Source organism: Halomonas sp. B23F22_20 (genome assembly GCF_043496985.1).
In the GTDB taxonomy this organism is placed as follows: domain Bacteria; phylum Pseudomonadota; class Gammaproteobacteria; order Pseudomonadales; family Halomonadaceae; genus Halomonas.
Window position 1 is genome coordinate 1 of sequence record NZ_JBIEKH010000156.1, and the last position, 510, is coordinate 510.

1 protein-coding gene is annotated in these 510 nt (G+C 45.9%); it reads right to left on the reverse strand.

The window, feature by feature from the left end; all coding sequences use genetic code 11:
• The coding region (locus tag ACGTN6_RS21090) for a hypothetical protein (protein WP_394595071.1) at positions 1–510 on the reverse strand (510 nt) is incomplete at both ends.

The following is a 510-nucleotide window of genomic DNA, read 5'->3' on the forward strand; positions in this document are numbered from 1 at the left end:
CTTGTCATACCGGATACATTGTTCTGTAGCATATGGGCTGGAATGTTAGGTGCTTCGATTTTAGGTACTATCGGGACGGTGACACCTGGGATGACGTTGATTTTTTCAATGAGCCAGTTAACCTTGTCGATAATGCCATTAATCGAATTGACGACTGACTTCTTAACGTTGTACCAAACTGTACTCGTAGCGTTCTCGATATTATTCCAAGCTGTTTGGATTCCTCCCCACAACTCCTGGGTTTTTGCTGAAATGGTATCCCAATTCCGAACAACTGTAATTCCTAGATCGATAGCTAAACCGGCAATAAGGCCAATGGGTCCACCAATCTTCAAGAGCTTAGGTCCGAATCGTGCAATCAGAGGTAAGACTTTACTTCCAACCCTAAATGCAAGGCCACCGAAGTTTTTAGCCAGGCCCAGCACTCTTCCTCCTATACTAAAAAGCGCCCTGCCACCACTGGTAGCAAAGCGTCCCACAATTCTCCCTGCTGTTCCGAGACCTTTTCCT